Origin of the sequence: Tenacibaculum aestuarii (assembly GCF_964510395.1) — a bacterium.
Classification (GTDB): Bacteria; Bacteroidota; Bacteroidia; order Flavobacteriales; family Flavobacteriaceae; genus Polaribacter; species Polaribacter aestuarii.
The window spans coordinates 464,992-485,840 of the sequence record NZ_CAZEFY010000003.1 but is presented as its reverse complement, the minus strand read 5'-3'; the positions used below and the strand labels follow the sequence as shown (position 1 = coordinate 485,840).

At 32.9% G+C, this 20,849-nt stretch carries 17 protein-coding genes and 1 other RNA gene; 15 read left to right on the top strand and 3 right to left on the bottom strand.

All coding sequences use genetic code 11. The annotated features are described in order from the left end of the window. Nucleotides 1-42: 42 nt before the first annotated feature. Genes gshB through ACKTSU_RS08320 form a run of 5 tightly spaced genes read left to right on the top strand, consistent with a single transcriptional unit; the run spans nucleotide 43 to nucleotide 4,370 of the window. The gene (gshB, locus tag ACKTSU_RS08340) at nucleotides 43-1,074 is read left to right on the top strand and encodes a glutathione synthase (RefSeq protein WP_408035921.1); all 1,032 of its coding nucleotides are present in this window, start codon (nucleotides 43-45) and stop codon (nucleotides 1,072-1,074) included. Continuing rightward, the gene (locus tag ACKTSU_RS08335) at nucleotides 1,064-1,903 is read left to right on the top strand and encodes a sulfurtransferase (RefSeq protein ID WP_408035919.1); all 840 of its coding nucleotides are present in this window, start codon (nucleotides 1,064-1,066) and stop codon (nucleotides 1,901-1,903) included. Before gshB ends, ACKTSU_RS08335 begins: the two co-directional genes overlap by 11 nt. A 7-nt stretch (nucleotides 1,904-1,910) precedes the next feature. Next, a complete protein-coding gene (locus ACKTSU_RS08330; protein ID WP_408036899.1) occupies nucleotides 1,911-2,741 on the top strand; it encodes an N-formylglutamate amidohydrolase in 831 nt (276 codons plus the stop codon). Between the two features lie 25 nt (nucleotides 2,742-2,766). Then, a complete protein-coding gene (locus ACKTSU_RS08325) occupies nucleotides 2,767-3,924 on the top strand; it encodes a flavohemoglobin expression-modulating QEGLA motif protein (RefSeq protein ID WP_408035918.1) in 1,158 nt (385 codons plus the stop codon). 35 nt (nucleotides 3,925-3,959) lie between these two features. Beyond that, nucleotides 3,960-4,370 carry a hypothetical protein gene (locus tag ACKTSU_RS08320; RefSeq protein ID WP_408035917.1) on the top strand — a complete coding sequence of 137 codons (411 nt, stop codon included), beginning with the start codon at nucleotides 3,960-3,962 and terminating at the stop codon, nucleotides 4,368-4,370. A gap of 31 nt (nucleotides 4,371-4,401) precedes the next feature. Here the strand turns inward: ACKTSU_RS08320 and ACKTSU_RS08315 are convergent, their stop codons facing one another. Genes ACKTSU_RS08315 through ACKTSU_RS08305 form a run of 3 tightly spaced genes read right to left on the bottom strand, consistent with a single transcriptional unit; the run spans nucleotide 4,402 to nucleotide 6,231 of the window. Then, on the bottom strand, nucleotides 4,402-4,914 hold the full coding sequence (locus ACKTSU_RS08315) for a DUF7935 family protein (protein WP_274634133.1): 513 nt from the start codon (nucleotides 4,912-4,914) through the stop codon (nucleotides 4,402-4,404). Beyond that, nucleotides 4,904-5,617, bottom strand: coding sequence for a DUF3307 domain-containing protein (locus tag ACKTSU_RS08310; RefSeq protein ID WP_408035915.1), 714 nt, complete (start codon nucleotides 5,615-5,617; stop codon nucleotides 4,904-4,906). The genes ACKTSU_RS08315 and ACKTSU_RS08310 overlap by 11 nt, the downstream gene beginning before the upstream one ends. Continuing rightward, nucleotides 5,614-6,231 (bottom strand): SatD family protein, encoded by a 618-nt coding sequence (locus ACKTSU_RS08305; protein WP_408035913.1) that lies wholly within the window; start codon nucleotides 6,229-6,231, stop codon nucleotides 5,614-5,616. The genes ACKTSU_RS08310 and ACKTSU_RS08305 overlap by 4 nt, the downstream gene beginning before the upstream one ends. Nucleotides 6,232-6,460: 229 nt before the next feature. Between ACKTSU_RS08305 and ACKTSU_RS08300 the strand changes: the two genes are divergently transcribed. The 10 genes from ACKTSU_RS08300 to ACKTSU_RS08255 all read left to right on the top strand — a co-directional run bounded on the left by ACKTSU_RS08300 (nucleotide 6,461) and on the right by ACKTSU_RS08255 (nucleotide 20,803). Further along, the gene (locus ACKTSU_RS08300; RefSeq protein WP_408035912.1) at nucleotides 6,461-8,788 is read left to right on the top strand and encodes an ATP-dependent helicase; all 2,328 of its coding nucleotides are present in this window, start codon (nucleotides 6,461-6,463) and stop codon (nucleotides 8,786-8,788) included. Between the two features lie 48 nt (nucleotides 8,789-8,836). Then, complete coding sequence (locus ACKTSU_RS08295; protein ID WP_408035910.1) at nucleotides 8,837-9,469, top strand: DUF4290 domain-containing protein; 633 nt, start codon at nucleotides 8,837-8,839, stop codon at nucleotides 9,467-9,469. Next, the gene (gene murA, locus ACKTSU_RS08290; RefSeq protein ID WP_408035908.1) at nucleotides 9,470-10,780 is read left to right on the top strand and encodes a UDP-N-acetylglucosamine 1-carboxyvinyltransferase; all 1,311 of its coding nucleotides are present in this window, start codon (nucleotides 9,470-9,472) and stop codon (nucleotides 10,778-10,780) included. It begins immediately after the preceding gene. A 37-nt stretch (nucleotides 10,781-10,817) separates the two neighbouring features. Next, a complete protein-coding gene (locus tag ACKTSU_RS08285; protein ID WP_408035906.1) occupies nucleotides 10,818-12,083 on the top strand; it encodes a hypothetical protein in 1,266 nt (421 codons plus the stop codon). Nucleotides 12,084-12,193: 110 nt separating this feature from the next. Then, nucleotides 12,194-12,754: a nucleotide exchange factor GrpE gene (locus tag ACKTSU_RS08280; protein ID WP_408035904.1), complete on the top strand. Its 561-nt coding sequence runs from the start codon at nucleotides 12,194-12,196 to the stop codon at nucleotides 12,752-12,754. Between the two features lie 73 nt (nucleotides 12,755-12,827). Continuing rightward, nucleotides 12,828-13,952 (top strand): molecular chaperone DnaJ, encoded by a 1,125-nt coding sequence (dnaJ, locus tag ACKTSU_RS08275; protein ID WP_408035902.1) that lies wholly within the window; start codon nucleotides 12,828-12,830, stop codon nucleotides 13,950-13,952. A 175-nt stretch (nucleotides 13,953-14,127) separates the two neighbouring features. Next, an RNA gene (gene rnpB, locus ACKTSU_RS08270) (RNase P RNA component class A) lies at nucleotides 14,128-14,439 on the top strand. A gap of 371 nt (nucleotides 14,440-14,810) precedes the next feature. After that, complete coding sequence (locus tag ACKTSU_RS08265; protein WP_408035901.1) at nucleotides 14,811-17,591, top strand: bifunctional aconitate hydratase 2/2-methylisocitrate dehydratase; 2,781 nt, start codon at nucleotides 14,811-14,813, stop codon at nucleotides 17,589-17,591. A 187-nt stretch (nucleotides 17,592-17,778) separates the two neighbouring features. Beyond that, on the top strand, nucleotides 17,779-20,046 hold the full coding sequence (locus ACKTSU_RS08260; RefSeq protein WP_408035899.1) for an aconitate hydratase: 2,268 nt from the start codon (nucleotides 17,779-17,781) through the stop codon (nucleotides 20,044-20,046). Nucleotides 20,047-20,107: 61 nt separating this feature from the next. Next, nucleotides 20,108-20,803: a peptidoglycan DD-metalloendopeptidase family protein gene (locus ACKTSU_RS08255; RefSeq protein WP_408035897.1), complete on the top strand. Its 696-nt coding sequence runs from the start codon at nucleotides 20,108-20,110 to the stop codon at nucleotides 20,801-20,803. Nucleotides 20,804-20,849 lie beyond the last annotated feature (46 nt).

The window sequence follows — 20,849 nt, the reverse complement described above, 5'->3', positions numbered from 1 at the left end:
ATAATAGTAATTAAAGAAGAAAGAATAAACAAATCAGGTTAAATGAATATTTGTTTTTTAATGTATCCTTGGGAAGAAATCAATCCTGAGAAAGATTCAACTTTAACGTTGATACATGAGTGTGCAAAACGAGGGCATGGAGTAGCAATTTGTACACCATCTAATTTAACAATACGAAATAGTGTAACCAATGCGTTTTGTACCATTGTTGGAAGAATGGATAAAGTACCAGCTAGTATAAAGTCATACTATAAAAAAGCAACGACTAGAGAGGAAATGCTTCCTTTAGCTGGATTTGATGCTATTTTTATGAGAGCAAATCCACCGTTAGATCCGCTAATGTTGAATTTTTTAGATTCAGTAAAGGATGATGTTTTTATCATCAACTCGGTTCAAGGAATGCGTGAAGCAAATAACAAGTTGTATACTGCTGTTTTTGAAGACCCAAACAATGAGATAATTCCTGTAACGCACGTTTCTAAAAACAAAGATTATTTAATTAATATCATTGAAGAATCTGAGTCAGACAAGATGATTTTAAAACCGTTGAACGGGTATGGAGGTTCAGGTGTAATTTTGATAGAAAAGTCGGCAATGGGGAATATTAATTCTCTGTTAGATTTTTACATTAATAAAAGTGATGGATCTTCCGATTATGTTATCCTTCAAGATTATATTGAAGGAGCCGATCAAGGTGATGTGCGTATTTTATTGTTAAACGGATTGCCTATTGGAGCAATGAGACGTATTCCTGGAGATAAAGACCATCGTTCAAATATTACCGCTGGTGGTAGAGTTGAAAAGCATAAATTAACCAAAGCAGAAAAACTACTGTGTGATAAGATAGGTCCAAAGTTGGTTCAAGACGGACTATATTTTGTAGGAATTGATGTGATTGGAGGTAAACTAGTAGAGGTTAATGTGATGAGTCCAGGGGGTATTGTTTATATCAATAAAGTATCAAAAGTCAAGATTCAAGAAAAGGTAATTGACTTTTTAGAAAGTAAGATATTAGAAAAAAATGCAGCATTCAGAAGAATGACTGATTTAAAACGTAAAGTAGATGATGCTTAAAGTAATTACACCTCTTGTTTCAGTTGAATGGCTGCAAGAGAATTTAGAGGCAGAAAATCTAATTATTTTAGATGCTACAATTCCTAAAGTAGGAGCAATAAAAGACGTTATAAAAGAAAAACAGCAAATCAAAAATGCTGTTTTCTTTGATTTAAAGAATGTTTTTTTAGATGCTGAAGGAGAGTATCCGAATACAATTCCTTCGGAAGAACACTTTGAAAAAGAAGCTCAAAAACTAGGGGTAAACAACGATAGCTATATTGTAGTTTATGATGATTTAGGTGTGTATTCATCGCCTAGAGTTTGGTGGTTGTTTAAAGCTTTCGGATTTACAAATATTGCTGTTTTAAATGGAGGATTGCCTGCATGGGAAGCAGCAGGTTATTCTGTAGAACTTCCAATAAAAAAAGAAGTAGCAGAAGGAGATTTTATAGCAATGTTTCAAAAAGAATTGTTACGAGTAACTGAACAAGTTTTAGAAGCTTCAAACAATAAAGAATTGATTGTTGATGCGCGTTCAGAAGGGCGTTTTTATGCTACCGAACCAGAACCAAGAGCTGATATGCGAGGAGGACATATTCCAAATTCGAAAAGTTTGCCTCACGGGAAATTACAGTCTGATGGAAAAATGAAGTCGACAGAAGAACTTCAAAAGTTGTTTTCTGAAATAAACCCTAAAAATGAACATATGACCTTTTCTTGTGGTTCAGGAATTACAGCTTGTGTTTTAGCTTTAGGAGCTGAGGCATCAGGATATACAAATTACAGTGTATATGATGGTTCTTGGACAGAGTGGGCAAGTAGGTTAGAGTTACCTGTTGAAAAATAGTAGTATGATGGAAAAGCTTTCAATAGCAGCAATTATAGAAAAGATTCAAAATGAAGAAATTTTTGAAGCCGTTTCTAGCGATTATTCATTTACCATAAAAATTGATGAGTATGTTCCGTATGTATGCGGAGCGGTTCACGATGGGCATCAATTCAGACAAGAACTGTGGAATAATTGTATACATACCGAATACGAACGTTGGTATGAAGAAGATCCTGAAACCAAAACGATGGTGCAATCGCATCCAATTGTTATTGCTGGGATGGACTCTCGTTTTGAGTATGATTTAAACCGTAATCCAGAAACAGCAATTTATACTGATGCTTGGGGTAAGCAGTTGTGGTACGAGCCACTTTCCGAAGAAATGAAAGCTAAAAGTTTAGCTAAACATGCTGATTTTTATAAGGTTGTTCATGCATTGATTTTAAAAATTGAGGAGAAGTTTAGTACTTGCATCGTATATGATATGCATTCATATAATTGGCAACGTTGGGATAGAGAAGTACCAACTTGGAATTTAGGTACAGCAAATGTTGATAACAATCGTTTTGATAATGAAATAGAAGATTGGAGAAGTGTTTTAGAAAAAATGCCACTACCAAATAATATCAAATCAACATCTAAAATCAATGATACTTTTCAAGGGAATGGTTATTTCTTAAAGTATATCACGCAAAACTTCAATAATACTTTAGTATTGGCAACAGAAATAGCGAAAGTATATTGTGATGAGTTAGCACAAATTACGTATCCAGAAGTGGTTAGTGCAGTAGAAAATTACTTAAAAAAGGAGTTGAAATTGCATGCACAATCATTTTATGAAACGCATAAAAAGTAAATTTGCAACCGCTTAATAAATTACAATGAAAGAAATTAATGCTACTGCAGAAGCGATTGCTGATATCGATAAAAGAATAGATAAACTCGTTAAAAAAATAGAGTTATTACGTTACGTAAACCCTGTTAATATAGAGGAAGAAAAGCAACGTTTTTTTGATTCAAAATACTTAACCGATCCTGTTTTTGAATATCCAAAAAGAGATTTTGACAAATTTAAATTACATCGAGAGTTTTTTACACTTCCGTTGGAGTTGATAGAGGATGAAAAAATACGTAATCTATATGAAGAGATTATTTATTACTACTCGGGAATTGTACAGTGTATTGAAACAGTAGGCGAAGGAAAAAAATTCTATTATAATAGTTTACGTTCCTTTGGAAAACCTACGGAACAAGATGTAGAGAATGCTAAGTTCATTCTTCATTTTGATGCTGAAGATACTTCCGAAGAAATATTTCAACCAAAATACTCTATAGAAGAAGCGGAAAAATTATTTAGAGAATACGGAAGTAGGTATGATTTTTCGTTCAATATAAAAGAGTCTGATACTATGGGAGCGATTGCTATGGTATTAAATAGTACACAAACCTTAGTGTTAAACAGTAATCATACGTTTTCAAAAAATGAAATGGGTATTTTAACTAATCATGAAATCGGAGTACATATGGTGACGACGATGAATGGTGTATTACATCCGTTAAAAATATTTTCTCATGGTTTTCCTAATAATGTTGAGACACAAGAAGGATTAGCTGTTTTTAGTGAATATATGTCGGGTAATTTAACGATTAAACGTTTAAAAGAATTGGCATATCGTGTAATTGCTGTGAATAGTTTGGTAAAAGGATCTTCATTCTCTAAAACCTTCAGGTTATTACATAATAATTATGACTTAGAAAGAGAACAAGCGTTTTATATCACGACACGTATTCATAGAGGAGGCGGGTTTACAAAAGATTATTTATACTTAACAGGATTAAAAAAAATCTATGATTATTTCCATTCGGGTAAAGATTTAAGTGTGCTGTTAACAGGGAAAGTTTCGTTAGAATATGTTAATGATATTGAATACTTGATTAATAGAGGGTATGCAGAGCATGCAAAATATATTACTGATTCTTATGTGGCGAATTCAAATACCAATCCCAAAATTGATTTTATTCTAAATAATTTAAAATAAATAGTTTACATTAGTAAACTAAAACTTTAATGATTATGAAAAAGGCTACTTTTTTACTTTTATTTTTATTTATCAGTACGGTTAGTTTTGCACAAAGAAGTTATTGGTTGGGAGAGTTTAGCAGTGGTTCAAAAGTATACATAGCGTTGGTGAAAAATGATAATAGGCATGGTTTACATATTAGAATGTATAACACAGGGAATAATAGTTCTGTACTAATTTATGCAAAAAAGAAAAATAACTCTGAAACTTATAAACTTGAAAAAAAATATGGAGGATGGTCTGATAAAAATTATTTAGCGTTTTCTGAAATTTTAGGAAAGAATAATGGTTATCTAGTTATAAATGAGAAGCCTTTAAGTATAAAGAGAATAAATAGAAGCGATATACCAGAGTATATAAAAGGGTCTAGAACAGAATACAAAAGATCATATGTTACAAATTAAAAAAAGCCTCTAAACGGAGGCTTTTTTATTGTTATATCAGTTTTTTTACTTCTTGTTTAAGAAAAGAAACGGCTGTGTTTGCAGGACTTTCTTCTTGTGAGTAATCTATGAGTACATTTTCACGCAAATCTTTTGCAGTACTTACGTTATCTGCTGTAGATCGAAGTTTTGCAATAATCGCCAGTTTAGCAGCTAAAACTGCTTTCCAACTATCTTCAGAAATATATAATTGTTGCACTAAGTTATGCTCAAATTCTTGCTCAATATTTCCTATTAAAAGTTGTAAATAGTTGTCAGGATCATCTCCGATAGGGTTTACCCTCAATAATAATTTTGATGGATTAATACGCTCACAAAACAATAACATACGTTCGTATGCTTGTAGTTTTACAGGTAAACTTTCACGCTTTTTTTCAACCAAAGCATTGAAGGTTTTTTCTTTATTGTCTTGTTCTATAAAACGACCTAAAATAAGATAAGCTACACCTCCAGTTACTAAAGCGGGTAAGGCATAGGCTAATCCTTCTATAATTTTATCTTCCATAATGCGAATATACGAGTCCTGTTAAAATTGCCAATCCAAAACTTAATAAAGTTCCAACAAGTACATACTCTGTTAATTTTCTATCTTTTGATGCGGTTAAATCTCCAAACCTGAATATTGATTTTGCTGCGAGTAAAAATCCAACTCCTGCCCATTGATTAATTGCTATAAAAACAAAAACCAATAAACGTTCTAAAAAGCCAATATATTTTCCTGCATTAGCTAACGATTGTTCTTCTGATTTATTATTTTTCTCAGGATTCCAACGTGAAATTAATATGTTTATAATGATTGATGAGGTAAACGTAACAAAAAGCAAGCAGCAAGCTAAAAGTAAATTGTTTTCATTTACTATTGTTGAAAATGTAATATCAAAAGGTTGAAAAATATAGGTGGCGATTCCTAAAAAAAGCAGATGAAAAGCTTGGTCTAAAAAGAAAAATAAGCGTTTGTTTTTCTTTTTCTGAAGATAAAGTTTGCCTAAGTCAACTATAAAATGAGAAATGATAATCAACAAGAAAATACTCCAATATTGTAAATTAAACTGTAATAAGATTAATAGAAAAATTGCATGAACTCCTATGTGAGCGTACAGTTTGGGTGATTTAATTTTCTTCTTTTCTTTGTCTTTTACCCAGTTTTTAGGTTGAAAAACAAAATCGCCCAATAAATGAGCAACTAAAAGTTTTAAAAACAGTATCATAGGTTGGTTAGTTTCTTGTTCATACGAGTTCTGTAACGTTTTTCTAACTTCATAATTTCATCAAAACCAGCACGTTTTCTTCGTTCGCTAGCACTACTTTCTGAGATGGCTAATTTTTTAGCAATAACTTTTTGAGTGCTATTAGGATTCTCTAAATACATGTTTACAAATTCAGCTGAATTTACAGTCCAATTGTCCATAATCAACAAGCTTAATCCTAAAGAAACTTCAAACTCTTCATTGATGTCTTCCCAAGGTGTTTTTAGAGCTAAATTTTGCTTTTTTAATAAATGATCAAAAGCGTATCCTGAATTAACAAAAGCTTCACCATTAGCTTCTGTAATTTTTGAAGTCTCAAAATTTTTAGAGCCAATTCCAATAGCTAAACGAATATCTAAATCTTTTATTTTTTTAATAGTAGTTTTTAATTCAATTACAAAAAGTAAAGTGTCAGCAATATTTTCAATTTCGATTTGAAAACTATCACCACGAAAAATTTCCCATGTTTTAGGAGTTTTTCCAATTTTGTTAAAGCTCTGCTTTAAAATTGGAAGCCATGTTTCAGCTAACACACCTCTAGAGTTTATGATGTCTCCTGTTATTACACTTGTCATACCGCTAAATTTTAGTAAAAATAGATTTTTATAATCATAAAAACAAAATAATTCGGGTTTAAAAACGAACTTATGTTTATTCGGTTTTTAAGACGAATTTTATAATATTCGGTAAATGTATCGAATTTTTTGATAATAAAATTCGTGAATAAAAAATGGTTCAGAATCTTTAATAAACCTAAAAGAATGGTTAATTTTCCATTTTTAAAATCTTTCAATTTATTTTTCATTGAGTACTTATTTAGAGCAACTTAACGAGCCACAGAGAGCTGCCGTTTTACAAAAAGACGGTCCAATGATTATTATTGCCGGAGCAGGATCGGGTAAAACACGTGTATTAACCTACAGAATTGCTTATTTAATGGAGCAAGGAGTTGATGCATTTAACATTTTGTCACTAACCTTTACTAATAAAGCTGCCCGTGAAATGAAAGACCGTATTGGTAAAGTGGTAGGGTATAGCGAAGCTAAAAATTTATGGATGGGAACATTTCACTCGGTTTTTGCACGTATTTTACGTTCGGAAGCTGATAGATTAGGATATCCATCCAACTTTACAATTTACGATACACAAGATTCAGTTCGATTGATAACAGCGATTATCAAGGAAATGAATTTGGATAAAGATAGATACAAGCCAAAGCAAATTCTAAGTAGAATATCTTCTTTTAAAAACAGTTTAATTACGGTAAGAGCATATTTTAATAATTCTGATTTACAACAAGCCGATTTAGAAGCAAGTAGACCTAGAACTGGTGATATCTATAAAGAATATGTAGATAGATGTTTTAAGTCAGGAGCAATGGATTTTGATGATTTATTATTGCGTACAAATGAGTTGTTAGCACGTTTTCCTGATGTGTTGGCAAAATATCAGGATCGTTTCCGCTATATTTTGGTGGATGAGTACCAAGATACCAACCATTCGCAATATTTAATTGTACGTGCGTTGGCAGATCGTTTCCAGAATATTTGTGTGGTGGGAGATGATTCGCAAAGTATTTACGGATTCCGTGGGGCGAATATTCAAAATATCTTGAACTTCCAGAAGGATTATCCAGATGTGAAAACATTCAAGTTAGAACAAAATTACCGTTCAACAAGTAACATCGTACGCGCTGCGAATAGTGTAATTGATAAGAATAAAACGAAGTTAGATAAAGAAATTTGGACAGCTAACGATGCAGGAGATAGTGTAAAGGTAATGCGTACGATTTCCGATGGAGAAGAAGGACGTTTTGTAGCACAATCTATTTGGGAAAACCAAATGAATCATCAGTTAACAAGCGATCAATTTGCTATTCTATATCGTACCAATGCACAATCGAGAGCGATAGAAGATGCATTGCGTAAAAAAGATATCAAGTATAAAATTTACGGAGGAATCTCTTTCTATCAACGTAAAGAGATTAAAGATTTACTATCGTATTTACGAATTTTAATCAACCCGAATGATGAGGAAGCGTTAAAGCGTATTATCAATTATCCAGCAAGAGGTATTGGTGCTACAACGATAGATAAGTTGACAATTGCCGCAAATCATTATAAAAAATCGATGTTTGATATTTTAAAGAATATCAGCACGATTGATATAAGTATTAATTCGGGAACTAAAACAAAGTTGCAAAACTTTGTCAATATGATTCAGCGTTTTCAAATAGAAGCGAAAACTAAAAATGCATTTGAAATTGCAGATTTAGTGGTAAAACAAACACAATTAGTCAAAGATTTACAGAAAGACGGAACTCCAGAAGGGGTTAATAAGGTTGAAAACGTTCAAGAATTATTAAACGGAATTAAAGATTTCATTACAGATAAAATTGAGACTGGAGAAGATGCTTCGCTAACATCATTTTTAGAAGACGTAGCATTAGCAACTGATTTCGATTCTGATAAACAAGATGAAGAACCTCGTGTTTCGTTAATGACAATTCACTTGTCAAAAGGTCTGGAATTCCCGTATGTATATATTGTAGGATTGGAAGAAAGTTTATTCCCTTCTGCAATGAGTATGAATACTCGTAGTGAACTTGAAGAAGAACGTCGTTTGTTTTACGTGGCTTTAACAAGAGCTGAAAAAGGAGCGTATTTAACCTATGCTCAAACACGTTATCGTTGGGGTAAATTAACGGACGGTGAACCAAGTAGATTCTTAGAAGAAATAGATGAACAATATTTAGAGTATTTAACTCCTAAAGTTCCTGAACCATCAGCAAATAGATTTATTGACGCAAGTTTGTTTGATGATACTCCGAAGCAAATTCGCTTTCAAAAACCTATTCAGAAGAAAAGAAAAGAGTTTTTAGAAAAGAAAGAAAAGCCGATGACGATTCCTCCAAAAAGTAAGATGAAAAAGGTTTCAGATGTAAACCCTACAATGAATTTATTTGATGGAGAAATTACTGTTGGGAATTTGGTAGAGCATAACCGCTTTGGAACAGGAAGAGTAGTAGCTTTAGAAGGAAAAGGACCCAATAAAAAAGCAGAAATAGAGTTTAGTACTGTAGGTAAAAAGAAATTATTGTTACAATTTGCAAAATTGAAGGTAGTCGGATAGCTAATTCGTAAATAATTTCCTATTTTGCATGGATAAAAATATAGAGAAATGACGTTTGATTTAGAATACAATTCAGAAAGATCGAAATTAATTATTCCTGAATATGGAAGACATATACAAAAACTCGTAAATCATTGTGTTGCCCTAGAAGATAGAGAAGAGCGTAATACAATGGCTAAGGCGATTATAGACGTGATGGGTAATTTACAACCACATTTACGTGATGTTCCTGATTTTAAGCATAAGCTTTGGGATCAGTTACATATCATGTCTAATTTTAAATTAGATGTAGACTCTCCTTATGAAACTCCTTCTAAAGAAGAGTTACAAGAGGCTCCAGAAAGAATGGCATATCCTAAATCAGCTTCAAAATATCGTTTTTATGGAACGAATATTCAAACGATGATTGATGTTGCTTTAACATGGGAAGATGGAGATATGAAAGAAGCGTTGGTTTTTACGATTGCGAATCATATGAAGAAATGTTATCTAAACTGGAATAAAGATACGGTTGATGATAATGTGATTTTTGACCATTTGTATGAATTATCAGACGGAAAAATAGACATTCGAAGTATTGAAGAAGATTTAACAGATAGTAAAAGCTTGTTAAGAAAACGAAGTACTCAAGGTCAGCACAAATCAAAAGGAAAAGCAAACACTAAATACAGAAAAAAATAAATGGCATCATTTAAAATTGAAGGAGGTCACAAATTAAAAGGAACAATAACACCACAAGGAGCAAAAAACGAAGCATTACAAGTAATTTGTGCGGTGTTATTAACTTCAGAAAAAGTAATAATAAACAACATTCCTGATATTATTGATGTCAATAAGTTGATTTTTATCTTAGGAAAGCTGGGAGTTAAGATTGAAAAACTCTCTAAGAATTCGTATAGTTTTCAAGCAGATAATATCAATTTAAAATATCTAGAATCAGCAGACTTTAAAAGAGATGGGAGCTCATTAAGAGGTTCAATTATGATTGTTGGTCCGTTATTAGCTCGTTTTGGAAAAGGATATATTCCACGCCCAGGAGGGGATAAAATTGGTCGTCGTCGTTTAGATACACACTTTGAAGGCTTCATCAATTTAGGAGCAAAATTCCGTTATAACCGTGAAGAATATTTCTACGGAGTAGAAACAGAAACAGGATTAGTAGGAGCAGAGATGTTGTTAGATGAAGCTTCTGTAACAGGAACTGCAAATATTATTATGGCTGCGGTTTTGGCTAAGGGAACCACAACGATTTATAACGCTGCATGTGAACCTTACATTCAACAATTATCAAAAATGTTGAACTCTATGGGAGCAAAAATCTCAGGAGTAGGTTCTAACTTGTTAACGATTGAAGGAGTTGAATCTTTAGGAGGTTGTGAGCATACCATTTTACCAGACATGATTGAAATTGGTAGTTGGATAGGTATGGCAGCTATGACACGTTCTGAATTAACTATTAAAGATGTTAGTTGGGACGATTTAGGACAAATTCCTAATGTGTTTAGAAAGTTGGGAATTCAACTAGAGAAAAGAGGAGATGATATTTTTATTCCTGAGCAAGAAAGCTATGAAATCCAAAGTTATATTGACGGATCTGTATTAACTGTTGCTGATGCGCCTTGGCCTGGGTTTACACCAGATTTATTAAGTATAGTTTTAGTAGTAGCAACGCAAGCAAAAGGAACAGTGTTAATCCATCAAAAAATGTTTGAAAGCCGTTTGTTCTTTGTCGATAAATTAATTGATATGGGGGCAAAAGTAATTTTATGTGATCCACATAGAGCTACGGTAATTGGTCACGATTTCAAATCGCAATTAAAGGCTACAAAAATGACTTCACCAGATATTCGAGCAGGTATCTCTTTATTAATAGCAGCACTTTCTGCTAAAGGAACGAGTGTCATCGATAATATTGAACAAATTGATAGAGGTTATGAAGATATTGAAGCTCGTTTAAAGTCTATCGGGGCAAAAATTGAAAGAATTAATTAACTAAATATAAATCAAAAACAACTTTAAAAAAATGAAAATGATTAAGAATTTATTTCTTTTTACAGTTTTATTGGCATGCACCAATGTCTTTTCTCAAAATACTCAATTTAAAGCTCATAAATTTGAGTTAGAGTTTGATCAACCAGAGTCTTTTAAGAATCTAAAAACTATTAGCTATGAAATTCAAGATGATGGTGAATATTGGAATAATGAATATGATGAAGATGACAACAAACCAGAAAATTATAGAGATTTTCCAACTTTAGAATCTTTTACTGAAGGTTTAAAAGTAGAAGGGTATGAGTATGTTAAAAAAGATGGAGACATTCAAATAGTAGTAGGTTTTACTGGGAGTCAATTGCAATATGTAGAAAATGGTTTACAGTTACAAGGTACTATGAATTTAATGGTATTGGTAGATGGAAATAAAATGATTCATAATGAGGTGAGAAGAATAAAATCTGTTGTACCTAAATCAAAAGAATACCCAACCGGAACTAGGTTTTATAGAAATAAAACAAAGGCTATACTATTAACTAAGAAAGTACAAGATTATATAGATAGTAATGTAGGTGTTTTGTTTACAGGTAAGTCAGAGATTGAATTATACTTCGGTTTGTTTAGGAATGCTAAAAAAGGAAAGGCTAAAGAATTTAATGATATTTCTACACCTTTAATTGAAGAAATAAAGACTACACGTTCTAGCGAAGCTTTAAATAAAGCTGTTGAGTATTGGAAAGAACAAGTAGATGTTGATTATGGTAAAAAATTAAAGTTAAAAAGAAAGCTTAAGGTGATTTATGCGAATTTAACTACTGCAAGTATTTTACTAGGAGATATAGAAAAAGCTAAAGAGTATGAAAAAATAGCAAGAAAAAATGCAGGTTTCTTAGATTACTTTAGTAATGGTTATAATGATTATGAAAAGAAGTTGAAGTATGTGTCTGAAAATCAAGATCCTATGATGTATGATGTAACTAAAGAAGGTAAATATGCATATGAAATTGATATTAAAGTAGAAGGTGAATTTGATTTTGGTAAAAAAGCAACAGGTTTTTCAAGAATAATTATACAAAGATACCTTCCAGTGGCAAGTTCAAACTCAGGAATGATGTCTTTAGATGCAGGAGAAAGTCCAACAGCAAAATTATTTGTTGATGGAGAACCAAAGTATATTTATAACTGTAGCAGTAAGCACTCTATAAAACTTAAAAATGGTAAGACTATTATTTTTAAATTACAAAAAGGAGAATATGTTCCTTATGTAACAGTTGATGGAGCAGAAGTAGGAAGACTTTATTAAGATTAACTACATCTTATTAATAATAAAAAAATCGTGTCAACTTGACACGATTTTTTTATTGGCAACATTCTTGTTAATCAAAAGAGAGAAAATAAAAGAAACTATTTACAATGAGTAAAGATCAATATACAAAAGAAGACGAAATTAATGACGCTGTAAAAAGTGGAGAATTAGGAGGAGAGCAAGAAGAAACTCAAGAAAATAAGGAGGTTGAATCAAAAGAAGCGCCTACTACTGAAGAGTTAATTCAAGCAGAAAAAGATAAATACTTACGTTTGTTTGCAGAGTTTGAAAATTATAAGAAACGTACTTCTAAAGAACGTATAGAGCTTTTTAAAACTGCAAGTCAAGAATTAATGACAGCTTTACTGCCAATTATGGATGATTTTGATAGAGGTTTGGCAGAAATTAAAAAGTCTGAAGATTCTGAGTTATTAAAAGGAATGGAGCTTATCAATAACAAGTTTAAAAGCACTTTAACACAAAAAGGATTAGTAGAGATAGAGGTAAAGCCAGGAGATGATTTCGATGCTGAAATTCATGATGCAATTACACAAATACCTGCTCCAACAGAAGATTTAAAAGGAAAAATTATCGATTGTGTAGAGAAAGGATACAAACTAGGAGATAAAATTATTCGTCACCCTAAAGTAGTAATGGGGCAATCGTAAAACAATTATCATTAATACAATTATTGGTTATTGTTTAAAATAACTGTTTACTGATAATTGAACATTGAAAGTTATGGCAAAACAAGATTATTACGAAATATTAGGAATATCAAAATCGGCATCGCAAGCTGAAATAAAAAAAGCCTATCGAAAGATGGCTATTAAGTATCATCCAGATAAAAATCCGGATGATAAAGATGCTGAAGAAAAATTCAAATTAGCTGCTGAAGCGTATGAAATATTAAGTGATGAGAACAAGAAAGCTCGTTACGATCAATATGGGCATGCTGCTTTTGAAGGAGGTCATGGAGGCTTCGGTGGTGGTGGAATGAATATGGATGACATTTTCAGCCAATTTGGAGATATTTTTGGAGGAGCTTTCGGTGGTGGTTTCGGAGGTTTTGGTGGCGGTGGTCACCGTCAAGCACGAGTAAAAGGTAGTAACTTACGTATTCGTGTAAAACTTACCTTAGAAGAAATTGCCAAAGGAGTAGAGAAAAAAGTAAAAGTTCGTAGAAAGGTTCAAGCAGATGGAGTAACATATAAAACTTGTTCAACTTGTAATGGAACAGGACAACAAATGCGAGTTACCAATACCATTTTAGGTAGAATGCAAACAGCGACTACTTGTGGTACTTGTCATGGAGCAGGAGAAATGTTAGACAAGAAACCTAGTGGAGCAGATGCTCAAGGTATGATCGTAAAAGAAGAAACCGTTTCTATCAACATTCCTGAAGGAGTTACTGAAGGAGTTCAATTAAAAGTTGGAGGAAAAGGGAACGAAGCTCCTGGTAAGAACTCAATTCCTGGTGATTTATTAGTGTTGATTGAAGAAGTACCACACGATACTTTAAAAAGAGAAGGAAGTAATATACATTATGATTTATACATAAACTTCTCAGAAGCTGTTTTAGGAACTTCTAAAGAAATAGATACAGTTACAGGAAAAGTTAAGATTAAAGTTGATGCAGGAACACAATCAGGTAAGATTTTACGATTAAAAGGAAAAGGATTACCAAGTATTGAACGTTACGGACATGGAGATTTCTTAATTCACATAAATGTGTGGACACCACAAGAATTAACAAAGGATCAACGTAAGTTTTTTGAGGAAGTGCAAGAAGATGAGAACTTTAGCCCAAACCCTCAAAAGTCAGACAAGTCGTTCTTTGAAAAGGTTAAGGACATGTTTTCTTAAAAAAAATATAAAATTTGATTTTTTTTTGATTTAAAATTTTTTTAAAACAAAAAACGTTTATATATTTGCAGTGTCTAGGAGACGTTCTAGACACTTTTTCTTTTTCATAGCAATTTTCCCACTCAATTTTTTGAGTGGGTTTTTTTATGAATAAAGGTGTGAACTAAAAACATATTAAGCAGACCTATCTTATCGACTTGCAGAAAATGTAAGTAGGAAAGTCTGGACACCATAGAGTAGCATAGCGGATAACATCCGTCCGGTGTAAACCGAGGACAAGTGCAACAGAAAGTATGTACAGGTAATGCTGTAGTGAAACCAGGTAAACTCTATGCGGTGCAATGCCATGTACATTAGAGCTTGAGCGCTACTCGCGCGATTCTAAGGGGTAGGCAGATTGATTCCGAGAGTAATTTCGGAACTAGATAAATGATAAGAGCCTCATTTTTTTGAGGAACAGAATCCAGCTTATGGGTCTGCTTTTTTTCCTATTTAGAATCATTATAGTCTTTTCAATACTATCTTTAAAATACCTCAATTGTTAAATTGATAATTAATCGGCTTGTTTTTAAGTGTTTTTTTGATATATTTTTAAAAACAGCTATTTCAAATTAAATAAATTCATTATTTCTGCTGTTTTGTTGTTTATTTTTAAAATTGAAGTTAAAATAGTACTTTTGCTAGGCAAAAAATAACAAGATATACTCGTATGTAAACTTGATATATATGCTTACATATAACAGTTTAGATACAAATAAATCAAGAAATAATAAGAGTAGTTTTTATAGTTGTATTACTATCAACTTCAATAAAGTCTAGTTTTAGAGTTTCTTCCAAATATTAAATAATAAACCTTTTATGAACACATACTCAGATTACCTAAAGGAGATTGAAGTAAGAAAAGGGCAAGGTCTACACCCTAAGCCAATTGACGGAAGTGAATTGTTAACTGAAATCATCTCACAAATTAAAGATGAAAATAACGAGCACCGTAAAGAGTCTCTTAATTTCTTTATTTATAATGTTTTACCAGGTACAACAAGTGCTGCTAGTGTAAAAGCTGATTTCTTAAAAGAGATTATCTTAGGAGAATCTGTAGTAGAAGAAATTACTCCAGCTTTTGCTTTTGAACAGTTATCTCATATGAAAGGTGGACCTTCAATCAAGGTTTTATTAGACTTAGCTTTAGGGAATGATGAAGCAATAGCAAAAGAAGCTGCTAAGGTGTTAAAAACTCAAGTATTCTTATATGAGGCGGATACTGAGCGTTTAGAAGAGGCTATGAAAGCTGGAAGTGAAATAGCTAAAGAAATTATTGAGAGTTATGCACAAGCAGAATTTTTCACAAAATTACCAGAGATAGATGAAGAAATTCAAATAGTAACATTTGTTGCAGGTGTAGGTGATATTTCTACAGATTTATTATCTCCAGGAGCAGATGCACACTCTAGATCTGATCGTGAATTACACGGACAATCTATTTTTGAGCACAATAAAGAAATGCAACAAGAATTGTTAGCATTAAAAGAGCAACATCCAGATAAACGAGTGATGTTAATCGCTGAAAAAGGAACAATGGGAGTAGGATCTTCAAGAATGTCAGGAGTAAATAACGTTGCTCTTTGGACAGGAATTTCTTCTAGCCCTTATGTACCTTTTATCAATATTGCACCAGTAATTGCTGGTACTAACGGAATTTCTCCAATTTTCTTAACTACTGTTGGGGTAACTGGAGGTATTGGTATTGACCTTAAAAACTGGGTGAAACAAAAAGATGCTGAAGGAAATACAGTATTAGATGCTGATGGAGAGCCAGTTTTAGAGCAAACTTATTCTGTTGATACTGGAACTGTGTTAACTATTAACACAAAAACTAAGAAATTATATAACGGAGATAAAGAGTTAAAAGATATTTCTGATGCTTTAACTCCACAAAAAATGGAGTTCATCAAAGCAGGTGGTTCTTATGCTGTGGTTTTTGGTAAAAAATTACAAACATTCGCTGCCAAAGTTTTAGGAATTGAAGCTCCACAAGTATATGCAGCTTCTAAAGAAATTTCTGTTGAAGGACAAGGATTAACAGCGGTTGAAAAAATCTTCAACAAAAATGCTGTAGGAACTACTCCAGGAAAAACATTACATGCAGGTTCTGATGTTCGTGTAGAAGTTAACATTGTAGGGTCTCAAGATACTACAGGATTAATGACTTCTCAAGAATTAGAAATGATGGCTGCTACGGTAATTTCTCCAATTGTTGATGGAGGATATCAATCAGGATGTCATACTGCTTCAGTTTGGGATGATAAGTCAAAAGCGAACATTCCTAGGTTAATGAAGTTTATGAACGACTTCGGTTTAATTACAGGTCGTGATCCTAAAGGACAATATCATGCAATGACGGATGTAATCCATAAAGTATTGAATGATATTACGGTAAGTGATTGGGATATTATTATTGGAGGAGATTCACATACACGTATGTCTAAAGGAGTTGCTTTTGGTGCAGATTCAGGAACTGTTGCTTTAGCCTTAGCGACTGGAGAAGCTACAATGCCAATTCCTCAATCGGTAAAAGTTACGTTTAAAGGAGACATGAGAAGTTTCATGGATTTCCGTGATGTAGTGCACGCTACACAACAACAAATGTTAAAGCAATTTGGAGGAGAAAATGTATTCCAAGGAAGAGTTATTGAAGTACATATCGGTACCTTAACAGCTGATCAAGCTTTTACGTTTACTGACTGGACTGCGGAAATGAAAGCAAAAGCTTCTATCTGTATTTCAGAAGATGAAACATTAATTGAATCATTAGAAATTGCTAGAGATCGTATCCAAATCATGATTGATAAAGGAATGGATAATGAAAAGCAAGTATTACAAGGTTTAGTTGATAAAGCGAATACTAGAATCCAAGAGGTTAAAACAGGTATCAAACCAGCGTTGAAACCAGATGCGGATGCTAACTATTATGCGGAAGTAGTGATTGATTTAGATGAAATCGCTGAACCAATGATTGCTGATCCAGATGTAAATAATGAAGATGTATCTAAACGATATACACACGATACCATTCGTCCTTTATCATTCTATGGAGGAACTAAAAAAGTAGATTTAGGTTTCGTAGGGTCTTGTATGGTTCACAAAGGAGATATGAAAATCTTAGCTCAAATGTTAAAGAACATTGAAGCGCAACAAGGTAAAGTAGAGTTTAACGCTCCGTTAGTAGTTGCGCCACCAACATACAATATTGTAGATGAGTTAAAGGCTGAAGGAGATTGGGAAGTATTACAAAAATATTCAGGATTTGAGTTTGACGATAACGCTCCTAAAGGTTTAGCACGTACTAAGTATGAAAACATGTTATACTTAGAGCGTCCAGGTTGTAACTTATGTATGGGTAACCAAGAAAAAGCAGAACCAGGTGATACGGTAATGGCTACTTCAACACGATTATTCCAAGGAAGAGTAGTAAAAGATTCTGGTGAGAAAAAAGGAGAATCTTTATTATCATCTACTCCAGTTGTAGTATTATCTACTATTTTAGGAAGAACTCCTACGATGGAAGAATACGAAAAAGCGGTTGATGGAATCATATTAACAAAGTTCAAACCGTCTCAAAAGCAATTAGTAATTTCATAAATTGAATAAAACTATTTGTTACAATATAGAAGCCCGAGTGTAAAAGCTCGGGCTTTATTATTTTTAGTTTATTTAATAAACTCTACTATAGAAAAAACTTATTTAAACTTATTATAATTATATAGTTACTCCATCTTTTATACTGTTTTTTTTGGTAAATTCGTACAGCAACAAAAAAATTACATATATGGCTTTTGATATTAATATGATAAAAGAGGTATACAATAAAGTAGTTGAGCGAGTAGATGCTGCCCGTAAAATTACAGGTAAACCTTTAACATTAGCAGAGAAAATTTTATACACACATCTTTGGGATGGAACACCAACGAAAGCTTTCGAAAGAGGAAAGGATTATGTTGATTTTGCTCCAGACCGTATCGCTTGTCAAGATGCAACAGCGCAAATGGCATTGTTACAATTTATGCAAGCAGGAAAAGATAAAGTGGCAGTACCAACAACAGTACATTGCGACCACTTAATTCAGGCAAAAGATGGGGCAGCTACAGATTTAAAACACGCAAACGATGTAAGTAGTGAAGTTTTTAACTTTTTAGAATCTGTATCTAATAAATATGGTATTGGCTTTTGGAAACCTGGAGCAGGAATTATTCACCAAGTGGTATTAGAAAATTATGCATTTCCAGGAGGAATGATGATTGGTACTGATTCTCACACAGTAAACGCTGGAGGATTAGGAATGGTAGCTATTGGTGTAGGTGGTGCCGATGCAGTAGATGTAATGGCAGGAATGCCTTGGGAATTGAAATTTCCTAAGTTAATAGGGGTAAAATTAACAGGTAAATTATCTGGTTGGACAGCGCCTAAAGACGTGATTTTAAAAGTAGCAGAAATTCTAACAGTAAAAGGAGGAACAGGAGCTATTGTTGAATATTTTGGATCTGGAGCAACAGCTATGTCATGTACTGGTAAAGGAACTATTTGTAACATGGGAGCAGAGATTGGTGCTACAACTTCTACTTTTGGTTACGATGAGTCTATGGAACGTTATTTACGTGCTACCGATAGAAATGATGTGGCAGATGCAGCAAATGAAATTAAAGAATATTTAACGGCAGATGCTGAAGTATACGCAAACCCTGAGCAATATTTTGATCAGGTTATTGAAATTAATTTATCAGAATTAGGACCGTTATTAAACGGACCTTTCACTCCAGATTTATCTACTTCGGTAGGTAAAGAAATGACAGAGAAGGCTCAAGCAAATGATTGGCCATTACAGGTAGAATGGGGACTAATAGGATCTTGTACCAACTCTTCTTACGAGGATTTATCACGTGCAGCTTCTATTGCGCAACAAGCTATAGATAAAGGACTAAAAACAAAAGCAGAGTTTGGTATTAATCCAGGATCTGAGCAAGTACGTTTTACTGCTGAAAGAGATGGAATACTACAAGTCTTTGAAAATTTAGATGCTACAATATTTACCAACGCATGCGGACCATGTATTGGGCAATGGGCTAGATATAGTGATCCTAAAAATGCACCAAAGAACAGCATTGTTCACTCTTTCAACCGTAATTTTGCTAAAAGAGCTGATGGTAATCCTAATACACATGCTTTTGTTGCTTCACCAGAATTAACTGCAGCAATTGCAATTTCTGGACGTCTAGATTTTAATCCGATGACAGATTCATTAATTAATGAAAATGGAGAAGAGGTAATGTTTGATGAGCCAACAGGATGGGAGTTACCACCAAAAGGCTTTGAGGTTAAAGATAATGGATATCTAGCACCAGAGAAAGATGGAAGCCATGTAGAAATAGTTGTAGATCCAAATTCAGAGCGTTTAGAATTGTTAACACCATTTGAGCCAATTGGAAATGAGATTAAAGATGCTAAATTATTAATCAAAGCATTCGGAAAATGTACAACTGACCATATATCTATGGCAGGTCCTTGGTTACGTTACCGTGGACATTTAGATAATATTTCTAACAACATGTTAATTGGAGCAGTAAATGCTTTCAATATGAAAACAAACTTCGTGAAAAATCAATTAACAGGCGAGTACGATGCTGTTCCTAAAGTACAGAGAGAATACAAAGCGAAAGGAATCAAAACAATTGTTGTGGGAGATCATAATTATGGAGAAGGTTCTTCACGCGAGCACGCAGCTATGGAACCTCGTCATTTAGGTGTTGCAGCGGTGTTGGTAAAATCATTTGCGCGTATTCACGAAACAAACTTGAAAAAACAAGGGATGTTAGGCTTAACATTTGCGAATGAAGCAGATTATGATTTAATTCAAGAAGATGATACCTTCAACTTCTTAGATTTGAATGAATTTGCGCCAAACAAACCATTAACTATTGAAGTTGTTCATGCTGATGGTTCAAAAGACACAATTATAGCAAACCATACGTACAACGAAGGGCAAATAGAATGGTATAAAGAAGGTTCTGCTCTAAATTTAATTAAGAAACAGAACGCTTAATATATAAACTAGTTTATTTATAAAAAGTGCAGTAATTACTGCACTTTTTTAATATTTAATTATGACAGACTTTTTAAGTAAAATTTCTGAAATTCCATTGAACGTAATAGATGCCAATATATCTTTTGATGAATATATTCCAATTTCTATAGCAGCATCTAACAAAGACTTAGTTTTTGATGTTTCTTCATCAAAAGCTTGGGAAGCATATTTAGAAAACTACTTTTTTAAACATAAAAAAACAGTTGCTTTTGGAGGATATTTAGAGCAAAGAGATATTTATAGTAGAAGTGAACATTTCAATAAATTATCAGAAGAAAATCAACGAAATATTCACTTAGGAATTGATTTGTGGTGTGATGCAAATACTGATGTATTAGCTGTATTAGATGGAGAAATCCATAGTTTTAAAAACAATACAAACTATGGAGACTATGGCCCAACGATTATTCTTAAACATTCAATTGAAGGAAATGAGTTTTACTCATTGTATGGTCATTTATCCTTAGAATCTTTGGAAGACATATCAGTTGATAAAAAAGTTAAACAAGGAGAAAAGATAGGAACTTTAGGTGATAGTTCTGTCAATGGAGATTATGCGCCACATTTACATTTTCAATTGATTATAGATATTGAAGATTATTATGGCGATTACCCAGGAGTATCTTCAAAAAAGACCTTGGATTTTTACAAGCAAAATTGCCCTAATCCTAATTTATTATTAAAATTGCCGAATGAAACCCTCATTGAGGATTAAAAAAAAACAAGATAATCACCCTAATTAAAGAGAATGAATAAAAGTT

Coding starts and splice junctions, on each gene's coding strand:
- gshB (WP_408035921.1), top strand. CDS start 43: ATGAATATTTGTTTTTTAATGTATCCTTGGGAAGAAATCAATCCTGAG.
- ACKTSU_RS08335 (WP_408035919.1), top strand. CDS start 1,064: ATGATGCTTAAAGTAATTACACCTCTTGTTTCAGTTGAATGGCTGCAA.
- ACKTSU_RS08330 (WP_408036899.1), top strand. CDS start 1,911: ATGGAAAAGCTTTCAATAGCAGCAATTATAGAAAAGATTCAAAATGAA.
- ACKTSU_RS08325 (WP_408035918.1), top strand. CDS start 2,767: ATGAAAGAAATTAATGCTACTGCAGAAGCGATTGCTGATATCGATAAA.
- ACKTSU_RS08320 (WP_408035917.1), top strand. CDS start 3,960: ATGAAAAAGGCTACTTTTTTACTTTTATTTTTATTTATCAGTACGGTT.
- ACKTSU_RS08315 (WP_274634133.1), bottom strand. CDS start 4,914: ATGGAAGATAAAATTATAGAAGGATTAGCCTATGCCTTACCCGCTTTA.
- ACKTSU_RS08310 (WP_408035915.1), bottom strand. CDS start 5,617: ATGATACTGTTTTTAAAACTTTTAGTTGCTCATTTATTGGGCGATTTT.
- ACKTSU_RS08305 (WP_408035913.1), bottom strand. CDS start 6,231: ATGACAAGTGTAATAACAGGAGACATCATAAACTCTAGAGGTGTGTTA.
- ACKTSU_RS08295 (WP_408035910.1), top strand. CDS start 8,837: ATGACGTTTGATTTAGAATACAATTCAGAAAGATCGAAATTAATTATT.
- murA (WP_408035908.1), top strand. CDS start 9,470: ATGGCATCATTTAAAATTGAAGGAGGTCACAAATTAAAAGGAACAATA.
- ACKTSU_RS08285 (WP_408035906.1), top strand. CDS start 10,818: ATGATTAAGAATTTATTTCTTTTTACAGTTTTATTGGCATGCACCAAT.
- ACKTSU_RS08280 (WP_408035904.1), top strand. CDS start 12,194: ATGAGTAAAGATCAATATACAAAAGAAGACGAAATTAATGACGCTGTA.
- dnaJ (WP_408035902.1), top strand. CDS start 12,828: ATGGCAAAACAAGATTATTACGAAATATTAGGAATATCAAAATCGGCA.
- ACKTSU_RS08265 (WP_408035901.1), top strand. CDS start 14,811: ATGAACACATACTCAGATTACCTAAAGGAGATTGAAGTAAGAAAAGGG.
- ACKTSU_RS08260 (WP_408035899.1), top strand. CDS start 17,779: ATGGCTTTTGATATTAATATGATAAAAGAGGTATACAATAAAGTAGTT.
- ACKTSU_RS08255 (WP_408035897.1), top strand. CDS start 20,108: ATGACAGACTTTTTAAGTAAAATTTCTGAAATTCCATTGAACGTAATA.